Below are 18,974 nucleotides of genomic sequence, written 5' to 3'. Positions count from 1 at the left end.
GCCACATCCGCTCCAACCCTCTACCCTGAGGAGATTGGCAGACCCAGGGCTGCCGCCTCAGGATTCTGGGCTCAATGTATAAAGACTTGAAATTCCCGGTATTGATTGTCCATCGCGACATCAAGGCGGACACCGTCGCCGGTGATCGCGTGCGCGGCATTGCCCGGGAGCTGGAGCAGGAAGGCTTCAGCATTGTCTCGGCGATGGACTACACCGAGGGGCGCCTGGTCGCCTCGACTCATCACGGCCTTTCCTGCATGTTGATCGCCAGTGAAGACGCCAGCGCCAACTCGCATTTGTTACAGAATATGGCCGAATTGATCGGCCTCGCCCGGGTTCGTGCGCCGGATCTGCCGATCTTTGCCCTGGGTGAACAGGTGACCCTGGAAAACGCCCCGGCCGATGCCATGGCCGAGCTCAATCAACTCCGCGGCATTTTGTATCTGTTCGAAGACACCGTGCCATTCCTGGCACGCCAAGTGGCCCGCGCCGCGCGCAAATACCTCGACGGCCTGTTGCCGCCGTTCTTCAAGGCGCTGGTGCAGCATACCGCCGACTCCAATTATTCATGGCACACCCCCGGGCATGGCGGGGGCGTGGCTTATCACAAGAGCCCGGTAGGGCAGGCGTTTCATCAGTTCTTCGGGGAAAATACCCTTCGATCGGACTTGTCGGTATCGGTGCCCGAACTGGGCTCCCTGCTGGACCACACCGGCCCGCTGGCTGAAGCCGAGGCGCGCGCTGCGCGTAACTTTGGCGCCGATCACACTTTCTTTGTCATCAACGGCACCTCCACTGCCAACAAGATCGTCTGGCATTCAATGGTCGCCCGGGATGACCTGGTGCTGGTGGACCGCAATTGCCACAAGTCGGTGCTGCATTCGATCATCATGACCGGTGCCATTCCTCTGTACCTGTGCCCGGAACGCAATGAGTTGGGGATTATCGGCCCGACTCCACTCAGCGAATTCAGCCGCGAGGCGATCCAGGCGAAGATCGATGCCAGCCCCCTGACCAAGGGCCGGCCGCCCAAGGTCAAGCTGGCGGTGGTGACCAATTCGACCTACGACGGCCTTTGCTACAACGCTGAGCTGATCAAGCAGAGCCTGGGCAACAGCGTCGAAGTGTTGCATTTTGACGAAGCCTGGTACGCCTACGCGGCCTTCCACGAGTTCTTCGCCGGACGCTACGGCATGGGCACTTCGCGCAGCGAAGACAGCCCGCTGGTGTTCACCACCCATTCCACGCACAAGCTGCTGGCGGCCTTCAGCCAGGCCTCGATGATTCATGTGCAGGACGGTGGCGCCCGCCAACTGGACCGCGATCGCTTCAACGAAGCCTTCATGATGCATATCTCCACTTCTCCGCAATACAGCATCATCGCCTCGCTGGATGTGGCGTCGGCAATGATGGAAGGGCCATCGGGGCGCTCGCTGTTGCAGGAAATGTTCGACGAGGCCCTGAGCTTTCGTCGCGCCCTGGCCAACCTGCGCCAGCACATTGCCGCCGATGACTGGTGGTTTTCGATCTGGCAGCCGCCTTCGGTGGAAGGCATCAACCAGGTGGTCACCCAGGACTGGTTGCTCCAGCCTGACGCCGACTGGCACGGCTTTGGTGGGGTGACCGACGATTACGTGTTGCTCGACCCGATCAAGGTGACCCTGGTAATGCCCGGTCTCACGGCGGGAGGCGCCTTGAGCGAGCGCGGAATTCCGGCGGCGGTGGTCAGCAAATTCCTTTGGGAACGCGGCCTGGTGGTGGAAAAGACCGGTCTGTACTCATTCCTGGTGCTGTTTTCCATGGGGATTACCAAGGGCAAATGGAGCACCTTGCTCACTGAATTGCTCGAGTTCAAACGCAGCTACGATGCCAACGTCAGCCTGGCGAGCTGCCTGCCCTGCGTAGCGCAGGAGGATGTCGGGCGCTATCGAGGCATGGGCCTGCGTGACTTGTGTGACCAGCTGCACGCCTGCTACCGCAGCAACGCCACGGCCAAGCACCTCAAGCGCATGTACACGGTCCTGCCACAAGTCGCCATGAAACCTTCTGACGCCTATGATCACCTGGTACGCGGCGACGTTGAAGCGGTGTCGATCGATGCCCTGGATGGGCGGATCGCTGCCGTGATGCTGGTACCCTATCCGCCAGGAATCCCGTTGATCATGCCCGGTGAGCGTTTCACCGACGCCACCCGCTCGATCATCGATTACCTGGCATTTGCCCGTACATTCGACAGCAGCTTTCCGGGCTTTGTCGCCGATGTGCATGGCTTGCAACACGAAGATGAGGGCAATGGACGGCATTACACCGTCGATTGCATCAAGGAATGAGGACCTTTCCCAGTATGCAACCGGTTATGAATCCGAAATACCCAGGGCTGTCGGTGCGAGTCGCCGACAATGGATTTGCCGCCTATATCTGGGGCAGCGATTTCAGTTTCGAAGTCAGCGCTTATGTTGCCGCGGAGGTCGGCAAACCTGTGGAACAGTGGCCCGTGACGCCGATCACGCCCTATCGCAAGTGCTACGGAATAGACCCCGAGGAGTTCAGCAGTTTTCGCGATGCCCCCGACAGCGCGGTGTTTATGGCGTATCTGGACGATGAGCCCGTGGGCCATCTGGTGGTCAGTACCAACTGGAACGGCTTCGCCCATATCGACGAACTGGCGGTGCACGCACCGGCCCGTCGACACGGCGTGGCCAAGGCGCTGCTGGACATAGCGCAGTTCTGGACACGGAAAAAGAAACTGCCAGGCATCATGCTCGAAACCCAGAACAACAACCTCGGCGCCTGTCGACTCTACGAGCGCTGCGGGTACGTAGTGGGTGGCATTGATTACCTGCGTTATCGCGGGATCGATCCCAACACTGCCGAAGTCGCGCTGTTCTGGTATCGACTGTTTGATGATCCGCTGGTCATGCCGCTCAATTCGCCAACATCGCCACGGCTTGTTCCGTGATGATATCCAGCAGGGCCTGAGCGGCGGGTGAGGGCTCGGCTTTTTCCAGGCGCAGGGCATACAGGCTGATCGGCACCGCCGGGGCCAACGGGCAGCAATCCAGTTCGGCAGTCCTAGCGCCCAGGGCGGTGAACGGATCAACCAGCGCCAGGCCTTCTCCGGCTTCGACCATGCTGCGCATCATCTGGTGCGTCTGCACCCGGGTGTGGATGACCGGGGCCGGGCGCAGGGCGTGCAGTTTGTGTTCCAGCGCCGGGCTCAGCGGATCATGCCCCTCCAGACCGACCATCGACTGGCCTGCCAGGTCCTGCAGCGAGATGTATTTCTGCTTTGGTTGCAGCCAGCCATGGGGCGCCAGCAACTGGACTTTGCCCTGGGCGATCACCTGGCAAGCAATATCGGCGTGGCCCGGGTCATGCAGGCTCAGGCCCAGGTCGGCTTCACGCAGGAGCAGGCTCTTGACGATGTCACGGGTTGGTTGAGTTAACAGCGAACAGAGTGCATCGGGATGACGCCGGCGCAGGGCGGCAATGCTGTGCGGTAATAATTTGTGCGCCAAGGGCGGGGTGCAGATGATTCGCAGGGGAGGCGCCTGATACTGCTTGAGGCTGCTGGCTAGACGCTGGACCGGCTCAAGTGCTGCATAGACGTGGGCGATTTCAACCTGCAACTCCCGCGCCTCACGCGTGGCCTGCAGGCGACCACGCACGCTGGAAAACAGCATGAAACCCAGCTGATCCTCAGCGTCGCGCAGCGTGCGTTCCACCTCGGCCACCGGCAACTGCAACCACTCGGCTGCGGTGCCCAGATGACCGGTCTGCAACAGCGCCTGGATTACTTCGATATGACGTAAACGCATGCGTGAAGTCCATGTTCAGCAGATGAAGGATTCAGTGGCTGAATCCTAACCCATGTCCGCCGATCTGACTTCTGCTCATAACGGCAGGTTATGAGGCGACGTTCGTTTCCGGCAACTTACCGACGTAGGTATCCGGCTCGCGAACGATGGTCACGTCCGACTGCACCAGCAGGAACTGGTTGTCATCGAGCTTTTTGACCCGGTCGCCGATGGCCAGCTTGTAGGTGGTGACAGGCACGGAGCCGGTGAGGCCGTCTGCTGACGGGGTGGATTCCTGGAACTCATGCACCGAATAAACGCGGCCTTCCGCGTCTCTTGCATGGAACTGACCGACAAGTACTGCTGCCATCTGCTTAGAACCTCTGGAGATAAATCACTCAATTTGCGGTGTTCAGACCGTGGTTGGGCGAAGTAAGTTTTCTTGCAAGAAAAAAATAGTCGCGGGCGCGAATTTTCGGTCGCGCCCTGGATGAATCGTCATCTATAACTACAAGTTCTTTCCGTTGAACAGTCGAGAATCTTCCATGAGCAATGTCTATTCGGTCGCCGTAGTGGTCGGCAGCTTGAGAAAGGAATCGATCAATCGCAAGGTTGCACTGGCCCTGGCTGATCTGGCTCCGGCGAATCTCAAGCTGGAAATCGTCGAAATCGGCGACTTGGCGCTTTATAACGAAGACATTGATGGTGAATCACCGCCGGCAGCCTACAGTACTTTCCGACAACACGTGAGCTCATCCGACGCGGTGCTGTTCGTCACTCCGGAATACAACCGCTCCGTGCCGGCTCCACTGAAAAACGCGATTGACGTGGGTTCGCGTCCTTACGGCCAAAGCGCCTGGAGTGGCAAGCCCGGTGCGGTGATCAGCGTATCGCCGGGGGCGATCGGCGGATTTGGCGCTAATCATCACCTGCGCCAGTCCATGGTGTTTCTTGACGTACCGCTGATGCAGCAACCGGAAGCCTACCTGAGTGGGGCGGGGTCGGCGTTTGATGAAGCGGGGAAATTGTCCGATTCGGTGAAGCCGTTTTTGCAGAAATTCATTAATGCCTACGGGAAGTGGGTGGAGCAGCACAAGAAGGTTTGACGCGGACCCTTGTAGCAGCTGTCGAGCCTGCGAGGCGGCGTTCGGCGGCCCAGCAGTCAGGCGAGGACTTCGTCCTCGAACTCAGCCTCGCAAGCTCGACAGCTGCTACGGGGCATAGTGCAGGCTCGACAGCTGCTACGGGGCTTATGCAGCTTCGACGTTGGAGCAGTCTTCGGGATCCTGTATGTTGCTTCGATTTTTGAAGGCTGCTCCCAGATGCTCACCGCCTCGCTGATATTCCTGCTGACCATTACCCTGGTGATCTGGCAACCCAAAGGCCTGGGTGTTGGCTGGAGTGCGGTGCTGGGTGCCGTACTGGCGCTGGTTTTCGGCGCGGTGCACTGGAGTGACATCCCGCTGGTGTGGCAGATCATCTGGAACGCCACCGGGACGTTCATTGCGCTGATCATCATCAGCCTGTTGCTCGACGAGGCCGGATTTTTTGCCTGGGCGGCGCTGCATGTGGCTCGTTGGGGGCGCGGTAGCGGGCGCAAACTGTTTGCCTTCATGGTGTTGCTTGGCGCGCTGGTCTCGGCGCTGTTCGCCAATGACGGGGCCGCGCTCATCCTCACGCCTATCGTGATTTCCATGTTGCTGGCGCTGCGATTCTCGCCCGCCGCGACGTTGGCGTTCGTGATGGGCGCCGGTTTTATTGCCGACACGGCCAGCCTGCCGCTGGTGGTGTCGAACCTGGTGAACATCGTCTCCGCAGACTTCTTTCACATTGGCTTCAACCGCTACGCCGCGGTGATGATCCCGGTCAACCTGGTGAGCGTCGCGGCGACCCTGGGGGTGTTGCTGTGGTACTTCCGCCGCGACATTCCCAAGGCCTACGACCCCGAACAGCTGGATGAGCCGGCCAGTGCGATCCACGACAAGGCCACCTTCTATGCCGGTTGGCTGGTGTTGGTCATCTTGCTGGTGGGATGTTTTGCCCTGGAACCGCTGGGTATTCCAATCAGCGCCATCTCCGCCGCCTGCGCGGCTTTGCTTTGGGTGATTGCCGCGCAAGGCCACAAGATCTCCACGCGCAAGGTGCTCAAGGAAGCACCCTGGCACATCGTGGTTTTTTCCCTGGGCATGTACCTGGTGGTGTATGGCCTGCGCAATGCCGGGCTCACCGGTTATCTGGCTGGTTGGCTGGACGGCTTCGCCGGGTACGGCATCTGGGGCGCGGCCATGGGTACCGGCGTGCTGACGGCGCTGCTGTCCTCGATCATGAATAACCTGCCGACGGTGTTGATCGGCCTGCTGTCGATCGATGCCAGCCAGGCGACGGGTGTGGTGAAGGAGGCGATGATCTACGCCAACGTGATCGGCAGCGACCTGGGCCCCAAGATCACGCCGATCGGCAGCCTGGCTACTCTGCTGTGGCTGCATGTACTGGAGCGCAAGGGAATCAAGATCGGTTGGGGGTATTACTTCAAGGTGGGGATTGTGCTGACGGTGCCGGTGTTGCTGGTGACGTTGGCGGCATTGGCGGTGCGGTTGTCTCTTTAAACCGTGGGGACCCTATCGCGAGCCGGCTCACTCCTACAGGGATATTCGCCAGAATGAATGCCTCTGTAGGAGTGAGCCTGCTCGCGATGAGGCCCGACCTGCCAGCACACACATTTCAGCCACCACCCGGCACATTCGGCCAAAGATCCGCCACCAGAAATAACCGCTCGGCTTCCTCCCAATCCCCCTCGGCATTTTCCACCAGCCGCACCAGCAACTGCGCCGGCGCCTGCGGTTCCAGCGCGCTTAACCAGGCATCCAGCTGCGCCACGCTCCAGGTCTGGTCTGCCGGATAGTGCGCCGGCGCAAGCCAGGCATGGCGGGGCAGGGGCTGCCAGCGTCCGCCAGGGCGCTGGGTAACGAATGTCTTCCAGTCTTTCTGATGCAGCCAGCTGCCACGCAGATGCTGCGGGTGTGCGCCACTGGGTGGCGCGGCTTGTCCCGGCCACGGGTAAAGCAGATACCCGCCGAGCCACAGGTGGGCGCTGAACTGCTGGATATCCAGAGCCGCCAGCACTTCGCGACTTTCCGGGCGGGCCGAAATAGGCAGCTGGTGCTGGCTCAGGTGCGCCAGTTTGCGGTCGAGTCGATCGTGACAGCCGGGCCCCAGCCATTGCCCGGCATCCAGGCCGTCGCCCTGTTGCGGGCCGAGGTACAGTTTGATGGCCAATTCCAGGTGATGCACGCCGTCGCGGTCACGCAACAGCATGTCGAGCTCGCCCAGGGTGTGGCCTTCACGGCGAATCGGCAGGTTCGCCGCGATCAGCTCGATCCCCGGCGCATGACGCACCGCGTACTGCCACAGGCGCTCGTAGTACAAACCCAGGCGCCGGGTCCGGGCCTGGGCCAGCCAATGCAGCAGGTCATAGCTGTCGCGGTCGAGCTGACGCAGCCAGTTTTCCAGCAGATGCGGTGCCTGCACCCAGTCGCTGCCGGCCAGGGGATGGCGCTGCGGCCACGGTGTGTCGCTGAGCATCGGCGGCGCGAGGATGACCCACGCGAGGTCACGCACCTCGGGATGGCGTAGCTGGTGGGGCAGCTGCAGCAAATCTGGAAATAGGATCATCTTGCGAGCATAGCCTGAAACACGAGTAGACCCTTGTGGCTGAAAGGATTTTGTCTCCAGCCAGGTTTCGCCCATAATCGTGTTTTTCGCCGGCACAGACCCAGGGGCCCCATGGAGCAATTTCGTAATATCGGCATCATCGGTCGCCTCGGCAGTTCGCAGGTGCTGGACACCGTTCGCCGACTGAAACGGTTCCTGCTCGATCGCCACCTGCACGTGATCCTTGAAGACACCATCGCCGAAGTACTGCCTGGCCACGGCCTGCAGACCTCGTCGCGCAAGATGCTCGGCGAGGTGTGCGACATGGTGATTGTGGTCGGCGGTGACGGCAGCCTGCTCGGCGCCGCACGGGCGCTGGCCCGGCATAATATTCCGGTACTGGGCATCAACCGTGGCAGCCTGGGTTTCCTGACGGATATCCGCCCCGACGAGCTGGAAGTGAAAGTCGCCGAAGTGCTCGACGGCCACTACCTGGTGGAAAACCGCTTTCTGCTCCAGGCCGAAGTCCGCCGCCATGCCGAGGCCATAGGCCAGGGCGATGCGCTCAATGACGTGGTGCTGCACCCGGGCAAGTCCACGCGAATGATCGAATTCGAGCTGTATATCGACGGCCAGTTCGTCTGCAGCCAGAAAGCCGACGGCCTGATCGTCGCTACGCCGACAGGTTCGACGGCCTACGCGCTGTCCGCGGGCGGCCCGATCATGCACCCCAAGCTCGACGCTATTGTGATTGTGCCGATGTACCCCCATACCTTGTCAGGACGGCCAATTGTGGTCGATGGCAATAGTGAGCTGAAAATCGTCGTGTCCAAGGATATGCAGATCTATCCGCAAGTCTCCTGTGATGGGCAGAACCACTTTACCTGCGCGCCGGGTGACACCATCACCGTCAGCAAGAAAGCCCAGAAGCTGCGGCTGATCCACCCACTTGACCATAACTACTATGAAGTCTGCCGGACCAAGCTCGGCTGGGGCAGCCGGCTGGGTGGTGGAGGCGACTGATGCTCGATCCCGCGCGTAGCTACGACCTGATCGGTGACGTGCACGGTTGCGCTCTGACCCTTGAGCACTTGCTCGACCGGCTCGGTTATCACAAGCAAGGCGGCGTCTGGCGGCACCCGTCGCGCATGGCGGTGTTCGTCGGCGACATCATCGACCGCGGCCCGCGCATCCGCGAGGCCCTGCACATCGTCCACGACATGGTCGAGTCGGGGCAGGCGCTGTGCATCATGGGCAATCACGAGTTCAACGCCCTGGGCTGGAGTACCCCGGCACCGCCCGGGAGCGGCAAGCAGTTCGTGCGCGAGCACACCCCGCGCCACGCGCGATTGCTGCACGAAACCTTGACCCAGTTCGAGGACCATCCGGCGGACTGGCATGACTTCCTGCAGTGGTTCTACGAAATGCCGCTGTTCGTCGATGCCGGGCGTTTCCGGGTGGTGCATGCCTGTTGGGATGCCGGCCTGATCGAGCCGCTGCGGGCGCAGTTCCCCAACGGCTGTGTCGATGAGCATTTCCTCCAGGCCTCGGCCGTGCCCGGCAGTTTTGCCTGCACCGTGTTCGATCGCCTGTTGCGCGGCACTGACATGCGCCTGCCCGATGGCTTGACCATGACCAGCGGCGATGGCCTGACGCGTTCGTTCTTTCGTACCAAATTCTGGGAAGACGATCCGCAAACCTACGGAGACATTGTGTTCCAGCCTGACGCCTTGCCTGACCCAGTGGCCCGGACGCCGCTGTCCTCTTCCGAAAAAACCACCTTGCTGCGCTATGGTGCCGACGAGCCGCTGTTGTTTGTCGGCCATTACTGGCGCAGCGGTAAACCCGCGCCTATTCGCCCGAACCTGGGCTGCCTGGATTACAGCGCGGTGCTCTACGGCAAACTGGTCGCCTATCGCCTGGACCAGGAAACCCGCCTCGATCCGCACAAGTTCGTCTGGGTCGATGTCGAGCGGCCGGAGGTGCTGCAATGAGTACCGTTGCCGTATTGCGCCTGCCCTTGGCGGTGGACCTGAGCGGATTCGTCAAGCTGCTGCAACGCATGCAGGTGCCGCACCGGGTCAGCGAAGAGGCGGGCGAGCAGGTGCTGTGGGTGCCGGCCAACATCAGCGAGGACGTGCGCTCGCTGTACGAGCGCTTTCCCGCCGGTGACCCGGATCAGCAACTGGACATCCCTGTGGCGCAAACCAGTCATCGCCCCGGTTTTGCCGAGCAGCTGCGCTACGCCAAGGCCACTGCACTGGTGTTGATGCTGAGCATCATCGTCGGCGCGGTCACGCTGCTCGGGGAAAACCTCGACACGATGCGCTGGCTGACATTTCTCGATTATCGCATCGTCGGTGAGTACATCCACTTCGTCCCCTTGGCTGACAGCCTGGCGGCGGGTCAGTGGTGGCGCCTGGTCACGCCGATGCTGATCCATTTCGGCATCTTGCACCTGGCCATGAACGGCATGTGGTACTGGGAACTGGGGCGGCGCATCGAGTCGCGCCAAGGCAGCATCAACCTGGTCGGCCTGACGCTGCTGTTCAGCCTGGTGTCCAATTATGCGCAATACCTGTTCAGCGGCCCGAGCCTGTTCGGTGGTTTGTCGGGCGTCTTGTATGGCCTGCTTGGACACTGCTGGATCTTCCAGGTGCTGTCGCCCAACCCGGCGTACCGCCTGCCACGCGGCGTGCTGGTGATGATGCTGGTGTGGCTGGTGCTGTGCCTGTCCGGGCTGGTCTCGATGATCGGCTTCGGCGAAATTGCCAACGCTGCCCACGTTGGCGGGTTACTCATCGGATGCTTCACAGGCCTGTTGGGCGGTTTGTACAACCGCCGTAAACTGGCTGCCTGAATTTTTTGCTGTGAATAAAGAGCGCGGAGACCCAATGTCCTCTTTTAACGAAATGATCAAGAACATCACCCCCGATATCTACGAAAGCCTGAAACTGGCGGTGGAAATCGGCAAATGGTCCGACGGTGGCAAACTCACCGCCGAACAGCGGGAGCTGTCCCTGCAGGCGATGATTGCCTGGGAAATCCAGAACCTGCCGGAAGACCAGCGGACCGGCTACATGGGCCCGCAAGAATGCAGCTCCAAGTCGATTGAAGTGCCTAATATCCTGTTCAAGTCGGATGCCATCCATTGATCGAGATTGGCCGCGGTGCAATCAGCAAGATGTCGGCGCGCCTGGACGGGCCGAATGTGCAGTACGCGTTTCGTCTGGGTGAAGTCGAGGTACCGGTCAATCCATTGATCGGCACCACGGTGCGCCTGGAATACCTGGGCGCCATCCATTGCTCCCATTGCGGGCGCAAGACCAAGACCAGTTTCAGCCAGGGTTACTGCTACCCGTGCATGACCAAGCTGGCCCAGTGTGACCTGTGCATCATGAGCCCCGAGCGCTGCCACTTCGACGCCGGCACCTGCCGCGAGCCGGAGTGGGGCCAGACGTTCTGCATGACCGATCACATCGTCTACCTGTCCAACTCGTCGGGGGTGAAAGTCGGGATTACCCGTGCCACCCAGCTACCGACCCGCTGGATCGACCAGGGTGCGCGCCAGGCATTGCCGATCATGCGCACCTCGACCCGCCAGCAGTCGGGGTTTGTCGAAGACCTGTTCCGCAGCCAGGTGGCGGACAAGACCAACTGGCGTGCTTTACTCAAGGGCGAGGCGACTTCGGTGGACCTGGCGCAAGTTCGCGACCAGCTGTTCGACAGTTGCGCCGAGGGCCTGCAAGGCTTGCAGGAGCAATTCGGCCTGCAGGCGATCCAGACCATTGCCGACGTCGAGCCGATTGAAATCTGTTATCCGGTCGAGCAGTACCCGGCCAAGATCGTCAGCTTCAACCTGGACAAGAACCCGATTGCCGAAGGCACGCTGCTGGGGATCAAGGGCCAGTACCTGATCTTCGACACCGGCGTCATCAATATTCGTAAATACACGGCTTACCAGCTCGCCGTGCATCAGTAAGGACTCCAGCATGCGCACCGAACAACCGAAGATGATCTACCTGAAGGACTATCAGGCGCCTGAGTACCTGATCGACGAGACGCACCTGACCTTCGAGTTGTTCGAGGACCACAGCCTGGTCCATGCGCAACTGGTGATGCGCCGCAATCCCGAGCGTGGCCCTGGCCTGCCGCCGCTGGTGCTGGATGGCCAGCAGCTGGAATTGCTGTCGGTGACCCTGGCTGACCGCGAGCTGGGCGAAGCCGATTACCAGCTGACTGAAAATCACCTGACCCTGCACCCGACCAGCACCACGTTCACGGTCGATACTAGCGTCAAGATCCACCCGGAAACCAACACCGCGCTGGAAGGCCTGTACAAGTCCGGCACGATGTTTTGCACCCAGTGTGAGGCCGAAGGTTTCCGCAAGATCACCTATTACCTCGACCGCCCGGACGTGATGAGCACGTTCACCACCACGGTGGTCGCCGAGCAGCACAGCTATCCAGTGTTGCTGTCCAACGGCAACCCGATTGCCTCAGGTCCTGGCGAAGACGGCCGGCACTGGGCGACCTGGGAAGACCCGTTCAAGAAACCGGCGTACCTGTTTGCGCTGGTGGCCGGTGACTTGTGGTGCGTCGAAGACACCTTCACCACCATGAGCGAACGTTCGGTGGCGCTGCGCATTTACGTCGAGCCGGAAAACATCGACAAGTGCCAGCACGCCATGAACAGCCTGAAGAAGTCCATGCGCTGGGACGAAGAGGTCTATGGTCGCGAGTACGACCTGGACATCTTCATGATCGTCGCGGTCAACGATTTCAACATGGGCGCCATGGAGAACAAGGGCCTCAACATCTTCAACTCCAGCGCCGTGCTGGCCCGCGCTGAAACCGCGACCGACGCTGCTCACCAGCGGGTAGAAGCGATCGTCGCCCACGAATACTTCCACAACTGGTCGGGCAACCGCGTGACCTGCCGCGACTGGTTCCAGCTGTCGCTGAAAGAAGGCTTCACGGTGTTCCGCGATTCCGGTTTCTCCGCCGACATGAACTCGGCCACGGTCAAGCGCATCCAGGACGTGGCGTACCTGCGCACTCACCAGTTCGCCGAAGACGCAGGCCCCATGGCCCATGCCGTGCGCCCGGACAGCTTTATCGAGATTTCCAACTTCTACACCCTGACCGTTTACGAAAAAGGTTCGGAAGTGGTCGGCATGATCCACACCTTGCTCGGCGCCGAAGGCTTCCGTAAAGGCAGCGATCTGTACTTCGAGCGCCATGACGGCCAGGCCGTGACCTGCGATGACTTCATCAAGGCCATGGAAGACGCCAACGGTGTCGACCTGACCCAGTTCAAGCGCTGGTACAGCCAGGCCGGCACGCCGCGCCTGGCGGTGAGCGAGTCTTACGATGCCGCCGCGAAAACCTACAGCCTGACCTTCCGCCAGAGCTGCCCGGCGACCCCGGACAAAGTCGAGAAGCTGCCGTTCGTGATTCCGGTCGAACTGGGCTTGCTGGACAGCCAGGGCGGCGAGATTGCCCTGCGCCTGCAGGGTGAAGACGCTGCCCAAGGCACCTCGCGGGTTATCTCGGTGACCGAGGCCGAACAGACGTTCACCTTCGTCGACATCGCCGAACAACCCTTGCCTTCGTTGCTGCGCGGATTCTCGGCGCCGGTGAAATTGAACTTCCCCTACAGCCGCGACCAGCTGATGTTCCTCATGCAGCATGACTCCGATGGTTTCAACCGTTGGGAAGCCGGCCAGCAATTGTCGGTGCAGGTGCTGCAGGATCTGATTGCCGATTACCAGAAGGGCGAAGCACTGGTGCTCGACCAGCGCCTGATCACGGCCTTGCACAGCGTGCTGACCGACGAGACGCTGGACCAGGCCATGGTCGCCGAAATGCTCTCGTTGCCCGGCGAAGCCTACCTCACGGAAATCAGCGAAGTGGCCGACGTCGACGCCATTCATGCGGCCCGCGAGTTTGCCCGCGAGCAGTTGGCGGACAACCTGTTCGAGCCGCTGTGGCTGCGTTATCAGGCCAACCGTGACCTGTCGAAGAAAACCCCTTACGTTGCCGAAGCCGAGCACTTCGCTCGCCGTGCACTGCAGAACATCGCACTGTCCTACCTGATGCTCAGCGAGAAGGCCGAAGTGTTGGCAGCGACCCTGGAGCAGTTCGAGGCCAGCGACAACATGACCGAGCGCCTGACTGCGCTGGCGGTGCTGGTCAACTCGCCATTCGAAGAACAGAAGGCCCAGGCCCTGGCGACTTTTGCCGAGCACTTCAAGGACAATCCCCTGGTCATGGATCAGTGGTTCAGCGTCCAGGCGGGCAGCCCGTTGCCGGGCGGCCTGGAGCGGGTCAAGGCGCTGATGCAGCACCCGGCATTTAATATCAAGAATCCGAACAAGGTGCGCGCACTGATCGGCGCATTCGCCGGGCAGAACCTGAGCAACTTCCACGCGGCCGACGGTTCCGGCTATCGCTTCCTGGCGGATCTGGTCATCGAGCTCAACGGCTTCAACCCGCAGATCGCTTCGCGGCAACTGGCACCGCTGACCCGCTGGCGCAAATACGACGACGCCCGCCAGGCACTGATGAAAGGCGAGCTGGAGCGCATTCGCGGTTCAGGGCAGCTGTCGAGCGATGTGTTCGAGGTGGTCAGCAAAAGCTTGGCTTAATGCATCGCACCTGTGGGAGCAAAGCTTGCTCGCGATTACGATTTGGCATTCAGCAGCAATGTTGGCCGGCATGACATAATCGCGAGCAAGCTTTGCTCCCACAGGAGACCTCCGCTCCCACAGGGGCGATCACCCCTCCTGATACCCCATCATTCAGATGTACCCCATCCGCCCCAGGTTAACAAAACATAACGTGGCGTCGATTGTCAGACCTTTCCAAACCCCGATAGGATAAGCCAGCTTCCGAAGGGGCTCTAGATTGCGCGTTTCAGGACTATGCTCCAGGACAGGCAATCAGCGCGAGCACCCTTGCGGCGCCCTGAAAGGTTGAACGACCTAACAATAATAATGGGGGAAAGGTCTATGAGTGAGCCTGTCATGGGTGTGGGTACCTGCCGCCCGCCGGCATTACGCAAAATCGCGTTGCTGGCTACAGCGCTCTCGCTGTTGGGCTGTGCCGTGTTGTCGGCGCCTGTGCTGGCCGCTGCAGCGCCGGCATCCGACGTTGTTTATTCCGTTGAATCGGCCAAGGCCAGCAAAAGCCTGATGCTCGACGTCGTCCACGCCGGCAAGCGCCTGGTGGCCGTTGGCGATCGCGGGCACATCCTGTATTCCGATGACCAGGGCGCCACCTGGACCCAGGCCAAGGTGCCGACCCGGCAGCTGTTGACCTCGGTGTTCTTCGTCGACGACCAGCATGGCTGGGCGGTCGGCCATGACGCACAGATCCTCGCCAGTGAGGACGGTGGGTTGACCTGGACCAAACAATTCGAAGACCTCAAACGTGAATCGCCGCTGCTCGACGTCTGGTTCCAGGACGCCAACAGCGGCTTTGCCGTGGGCGCTTATGGCGCGCTGCTGGCGACTACCGACGCCGGCAAGCATTGGGAAGACGTCAGCGATCGCCTGGACAACGAAGACCAGTTCCACCTCAACGGCATTGCCGCCGTCAAGGACGCCGGGCTGTTCATCGTCGGCGAGCAGGGCAGCATGTTTCGCTCTGCCGACTGGGGCCAGACCTGGGAAAAGCTTGAAGGCCCCTATGAAGGTTCGTTGTTTGGCGTGATTGGCACCGCTCAAGCCAACACCCTGTTGGCCTACGGCCTGCGCGGCAACCTGTTTCGCTCCACCGATTTCGGCAGCACCTGGGAGCCGGTTGAACTGCGGGCCACCCGCGGCGCGTTGGAATTTGGCCTGTCGGGCGCGACCTTGCTCGACGACGGCTCCATCGTCATCGTCGGCAACGGCGGCAGTGTGGTGCGCAGCACCGACAACGGCGAAACCTTCAGTGTGTTCAATCGCCCGGATCGCATCTCCGTTGCAGCGGTGACGGCGGCGGGCAACGGCAATCTGATTCTCGCAGGACAGGGCGGCGTTCGCGCTACTTCGCTAACCGGCGCCGAGCTGGGCAAATAATAAGAAGGGCGGAGCTATGACATCCATGACAAGTCATCACCAGGACAAGGCGACGTTTCTCGAACGCCTGATTTTCAACAACCGCCCGGCAGTGATCACGATCTGCCTGCTGGTCAGCATCTTCCTGTTCTGGCAGGCCACGCTGATCCGGCCATCCACCAGTTTCGAAAAGATGATTCCCCTGGAACATCCTTTCATCCAGAAAATGATGGAGCATCGCAACGACCTGGCCAACCTGGGCAACACGGTACGAATTTCCGTCGAAGCCACTGACGGCGACATCTTCTCCAAGGAATACATGGAGACCCTGCGCCAGATCAACGACGAGGTGTTCTACATTTCCGGCGTCGACCGTTCCGGTCTCAAGTCATTGTGGAGCCCCAGCGTACGCTGGACCGAAGTGACGGAAGAAGGCTTTGCCGGCGGTGAAGTGATCCCGCAGAGCTACAACGGGTCCCAGGAAAGTCTCGACCTGCTGCGCAACAACGTGCTCAAGTCAGGGCAAGTCGGACGCCTGGTGGCCAACGACTTCAAGTCCAGCATCGTTGATATCCCGCTGCTGGAGTCCTACCCGGATCCTGCAGACCAGGGCAAGCTGCTGGCGCTCGACTACCGCAAGTTCTCCCACGAGCTCGAAGACAAGATCCGGGACAAGTTCGAGAAACAGAACCCCAACGTGCAGATCCATATCGTCGGTTTCGCCAAGAAGGTCGGCGACCTGATCGACGGCCTGGTGATGGTGGTGATGTTCTTCGGCGTGGCGTTTGTCATCACCCTGATCCTGCTGTACTGGTTCACCAACTGCATGCGCAGCACCGTGGCGGTGTTGAGCACGACGCTGGTGGCGGTGATCTGGCAGCTGGGGTTGATGCACTTCTTCGGCTTCGGGCTTGACCCCTATTCCATGCTGGTACCGTTCCTGATCTTCGCCATCGGGATCTCCCATGGTGTGCAGAAGATCAACGGCATCGCCTTGCAGTCGAGCGAGGCGGATAACGCCTTGACCGCCGCCCGGCGCACCTTCCGTCAGCTGTTCCTGCCAGGGATGATCGCGATCCTCGCGGATGCGGTGGGTTTCATTACGCTGCTGATCATCGACATCGGGGTTATTCGCGAGCTGGCGATTGGCGCTTCCATCGGCGTCGCGGTAATCGTGTTCACCAACCTGATCCTGCTGCCGGTGGCCATTTCCTACGTCGGCATCAGCAAGCGCGCCGTGGAGCGCAGCAAGAAAGACGCCCACCGCGAGCATCCGTTCTGGCGCCTGCTGTCGAACTTCGCCAACCCGAAAGTCGCGAAGATTTCCGTGGTGCTGGCGCTGATCGCCTTCGGTGGCGGCCTCTGGTACAGCCAGAACCTGAAGATCGGCGATCTCGACCAGGGTGCTCCAGAGCTGCGTCCGGACTCGCGCTACAACAAGGACAACAACTTCATCATCAGCAACTATTCCACCAGCTCCGATGTATTGGTGGTAATGGTCAAGACCAAGTCCGAGGGCTGCTCGCGCTATGAAGCCATGGCGCCAATCGACGAACTGATGTGGAAGATGCAGAACACCGAGGGCGTGCAATCGGCGATCTCGCTGGTGACCGTGTCCAAGCAGATGATCAAGGGCATGAACGAGGGCAACCTGAAATGGGAAACCCTGTCACGCAACCCGGATGTGTTGAACAACTCCATCGCCCGAGCGGATGGTTTGTACAACAACAGCTGCTCCCTGGCGCCGGTGCTGGTGTTCCTCAACGATCACAAGGCCGCGACCCTCGACCGAGCGGTGCATGCGGTGCAGGAGTTCGCCAAGGAAAACAACAAGGACGGCCTGGAATTCATCCTCGCGGCAGGTAACGCCGGCATCGAGGCGGCCACCAACGAGGTGATCAAGGAATCCGAGCTGACCATCCTGATCCTCGTTTACATCTGCGTCGCGACCATGTGCATGATCACCTTCCGCTCTTGGGCCGCGACCTTGTGCATCGTCTTGCCACTGGTGCTGACGTCGGTGCTGGGCAACGCCCTGATGGCGTTCATGGGCATCGGCGTGAAAGTCGCGACCCTGCCGGTGGTGGCGCTTGGGGTGGGTATCGGGGTGGACTACGGGATCTACATCTACAGCCGCCTGGAAAGTTTCCTGCGCGCCGGCTTGCCGTTGCAGGAAGCCTACTACCAGACGCTGAAGTCTACCGGTAAAGCCGTGCTGTTCACCGGCCTGTGCCTGGCGATCGGCGTGTGCACCTGGATCTTCTCGGCCATCAAGTTCCAGGCCGACATGGGCCTGATGCTGACCTTCATGCTGCTGTGGAACATGTTTGGTGCGCTGTGGCTACTGCCGGCACTGGCACGGTTCCTGATCAAGCCGGAGAAGCTGGCGGGGCAGAAGGGCAATTCGTTGTTTGCTCACTGATCCATCATCAAACAAAAAAGCCGCAACCTTGGTTGCGGCTTTTTTACATCCCGAATTTTACGCTGCCCCCGTGTAGGAGTGAGCCTGCTCGCGATAGCGGTCGTACATTCAACATCGGTGCCGACTGACACCAAGCCATCGCGAGCAGGCTCACTCCTACAGCAGCAGTTGCATGGTGTTTAGTCAGTCGGGATCGCCGCCCAGCACCACATTCAGCGCGCTGCGCGCATCGTCCAGCTGCACCAGCGTGGCATGCCGCGCACCCAGGGCATCACGGTTCTCGATAGCCGTGAGAATCGCCTTGTGCCGCGGCAGTGCCAGTTCATGCAGGTTCGGTCGCTGGTTGGAATGCTTCAACGCTTCGCCTATTGCCACCGACAGCATGTTGCACAAGTTCGCCAGCAGGTCATTGTGAGTGGCGTCGGCGATGCGGCTATGAAAATCCAGGTCGGGTTGCAACAACGCTTCGGGGGTTGGCGCAGCTTCCATACGTTGGTACGCCTCGCCGATGGAAGCGATGTCGGCGTCAGTTGCGTGTTGAGCGGCGAGTGCGGCTGCCGCCGGTTCGATGATGCTGCGCACGCTGGTCAGCAGGTCGAAGAATTCATTTTGCGGGCTGCTTTGCATCAACCAGTGCAAGACGTCCGGGTCGAGCATGTGCCATTCCTTGCGCTGCTTGACCACCGTACCGACCCGCGGCCGCGAGTACACCAGGCCTTTGGCAACCAGCACCCGGGTGGCCTCGCGTAACACCGGCCGGCTGACCGCATACTCTTCGCACAGCAGGGCTTCGGCGGGCAATTTGTCGTCCGGCTTGAAGCGCCCCGAGACGATCTGCATGCCCAGTTCCTGGACGATGCGCGAATGCATGCTTTTGCGGTCGGAGGGTTTACGGTAATCCATGGGAAACGGCGCGATCCTGGGCGATGGAGATGCCGCGCATGATAGCAGGCGCGGCGTCTGCGGTCAGATCACCTGTAGGAGCGAGCCTGCTCGCGATGGAGTGTCAGGCACCGCTGCGTCAACTGAATCTCCATCGCGAGCAGGCTCGCTCCTACA

The 18,974-nt window shown here is 60.8% G+C and carries 16 protein-coding genes; 12 read left to right on the top strand and 4 right to left on the bottom strand.

Going from position 1 to position 18,974, the window contains the following annotated elements; genetic code table 11:
* Nucleotides 1–74: 74 nt before the first annotated feature.
* Together ORL50_RS10710 and ORL50_RS10705 are read left to right on the top strand one after the other, a co-directional pair.
* Nucleotides 75–2,330: an Orn/Lys/Arg family decarboxylase gene (locus tag ORL50_RS10710; RefSeq protein ID WP_266013840.1), complete on the top strand. Its 2,256-nt coding sequence runs from the start codon at nucleotides 75–77 to the stop codon at nucleotides 2,328–2,330.
* 14 nt (nucleotides 2,331–2,344) lie between these two features.
* Entirely contained in the window at nucleotides 2,345–2,959 is a 615-nt protein-coding gene (locus tag ORL50_RS10705; RefSeq protein WP_266013837.1) for a GNAT family N-acetyltransferase, read from the top strand.
* On the opposite strand, the gene ORL50_RS10700 is transcribed toward ORL50_RS10705, so the two are convergent.
* Nucleotides 2,925–3,818 (bottom strand): LysR substrate-binding domain-containing protein, encoded by an 894-nt coding sequence (locus tag ORL50_RS10700; RefSeq protein ID WP_266013834.1) that lies wholly within the window; start codon nucleotides 3,816–3,818, stop codon nucleotides 2,925–2,927. The two genes, ORL50_RS10705 and ORL50_RS10700, sit on opposite strands and share 35 nt — an antisense overlap.
* Nucleotides 3,819–3,906: 88 nt before the next feature.
* A complete protein-coding gene (locus ORL50_RS10695) occupies nucleotides 3,907–4,167 on the bottom strand; it encodes a hypothetical protein (protein WP_140679053.1) in 261 nt (86 codons plus the stop codon).
* 175 nt (nucleotides 4,168–4,342) lie between these two features.
* Between ORL50_RS10695 and ORL50_RS10690 the strand changes: the two genes are divergently transcribed.
* Nucleotides 4,343–4,903 carry an NADPH-dependent FMN reductase gene (locus ORL50_RS10690; RefSeq protein WP_266013825.1) on the top strand — a complete coding sequence of 187 codons (561 nt, stop codon included), beginning with the start codon at nucleotides 4,343–4,345 and terminating at the stop codon, nucleotides 4,901–4,903.
* A 216-nt stretch (nucleotides 4,904–5,119) separates the two neighbouring features.
* Nucleotides 5,120–6,403, top strand: coding sequence for an arsenic transporter (locus ORL50_RS10685; RefSeq protein WP_266013822.1), 1,284 nt, complete (start codon nucleotides 5,120–5,122; stop codon nucleotides 6,401–6,403).
* Between the two features lie 115 nt (nucleotides 6,404–6,518).
* On the opposite strand, the gene ORL50_RS10680 is transcribed toward ORL50_RS10685, so the two are convergent.
* The gene (locus tag ORL50_RS10680; RefSeq protein WP_266013819.1) at nucleotides 6,519–7,469 is read right to left on the bottom strand and encodes a DUF1853 family protein; all 951 of its coding nucleotides are present in this window, start codon (nucleotides 7,467–7,469) and stop codon (nucleotides 6,519–6,521) included.
* Between the two features lie 111 nt (nucleotides 7,470–7,580).
* Between ORL50_RS10680 and ORL50_RS10675 the strand changes: the two genes are divergently transcribed.
* The 8 genes from ORL50_RS10675 to ORL50_RS10640 all read left to right on the top strand — a co-directional run bounded on the left by ORL50_RS10675 (nucleotide 7,581) and on the right by ORL50_RS10640 (nucleotide 17,915).
* Nucleotides 7,581–8,471: an NAD(+) kinase gene (locus tag ORL50_RS10675; RefSeq protein ID WP_162436772.1), complete on the top strand. Its 891-nt coding sequence runs from the start codon at nucleotides 7,581–7,583 to the stop codon at nucleotides 8,469–8,471.
* Nucleotides 8,468–9,442: a metallophosphoesterase gene (locus tag ORL50_RS10670; RefSeq protein ID WP_416236018.1), complete on the top strand. Its 975-nt coding sequence runs from the start codon at nucleotides 8,468–8,470 to the stop codon at nucleotides 9,440–9,442. The genes ORL50_RS10675 and ORL50_RS10670 overlap by 4 nt, the downstream gene beginning before the upstream one ends.
* Nucleotides 9,439–10,308 carry a rhomboid family intramembrane serine protease gene (locus tag ORL50_RS10665; protein ID WP_266013804.1) on the top strand — a complete coding sequence of 290 codons (870 nt, stop codon included), beginning with the start codon at nucleotides 9,439–9,441 and terminating at the stop codon, nucleotides 10,306–10,308. The genes ORL50_RS10670 and ORL50_RS10665 overlap by 4 nt, the downstream gene beginning before the upstream one ends.
* A 34-nt stretch (nucleotides 10,309–10,342) precedes the next feature.
* Nucleotides 10,343–10,603 (top strand): YeaC family protein, encoded by a 261-nt coding sequence (locus ORL50_RS10660; RefSeq protein ID WP_122839673.1) that lies wholly within the window; start codon nucleotides 10,343–10,345, stop codon nucleotides 10,601–10,603.
* Nucleotides 10,600–11,430 carry a DUF2797 domain-containing protein gene (locus ORL50_RS10655; protein ID WP_266013799.1) on the top strand — a complete coding sequence of 277 codons (831 nt, stop codon included), beginning with the start codon at nucleotides 10,600–10,602 and terminating at the stop codon, nucleotides 11,428–11,430. Before ORL50_RS10660 ends, ORL50_RS10655 begins: the two co-directional genes overlap by 4 nt.
* Nucleotides 11,431–11,440: 10 nt before the next feature.
* Nucleotides 11,441–14,098: an aminopeptidase N gene (gene pepN, locus ORL50_RS10650; protein ID WP_266013796.1), complete on the top strand. Its 2,658-nt coding sequence runs from the start codon at nucleotides 11,441–11,443 to the stop codon at nucleotides 14,096–14,098.
* 363 nt (nucleotides 14,099–14,461) lie between these two features.
* Nucleotides 14,462–15,514, top strand: coding sequence for a WD40/YVTN/BNR-like repeat-containing protein (locus ORL50_RS10645; RefSeq protein WP_266013793.1), 1,053 nt, complete (start codon nucleotides 14,462–14,464; stop codon nucleotides 15,512–15,514).
* Between the two features lie 25 nt (nucleotides 15,515–15,539).
* Entirely contained in the window at nucleotides 15,540–17,915 is a 2,376-nt protein-coding gene (locus ORL50_RS10640) for an efflux RND transporter permease subunit (RefSeq protein ID WP_416236017.1), read from the top strand.
* A gap of 183 nt (nucleotides 17,916–18,098) precedes the next feature.
* Here ORL50_RS10640 and ORL50_RS10635 read toward each other — a convergent pair whose 3' ends face one another.
* Nucleotides 18,099–18,818, bottom strand: coding sequence for a FadR/GntR family transcriptional regulator (locus ORL50_RS10635; protein ID WP_266013787.1), 720 nt, complete (start codon nucleotides 18,816–18,818; stop codon nucleotides 18,099–18,101).
* Nucleotides 18,819–18,974: the final 156 nt, after the last annotated feature.

This window comes from Pseudomonas sp. RIT-562 (assembly GCF_026241895.1).
GTDB classification, from domain to species: Bacteria; Pseudomonadota; Gammaproteobacteria; order Pseudomonadales; family Pseudomonadaceae; genus Aquipseudomonas; species Aquipseudomonas mandelii_F.
This window is presented reverse-complemented; position numbering and strand designations above follow the sequence as displayed.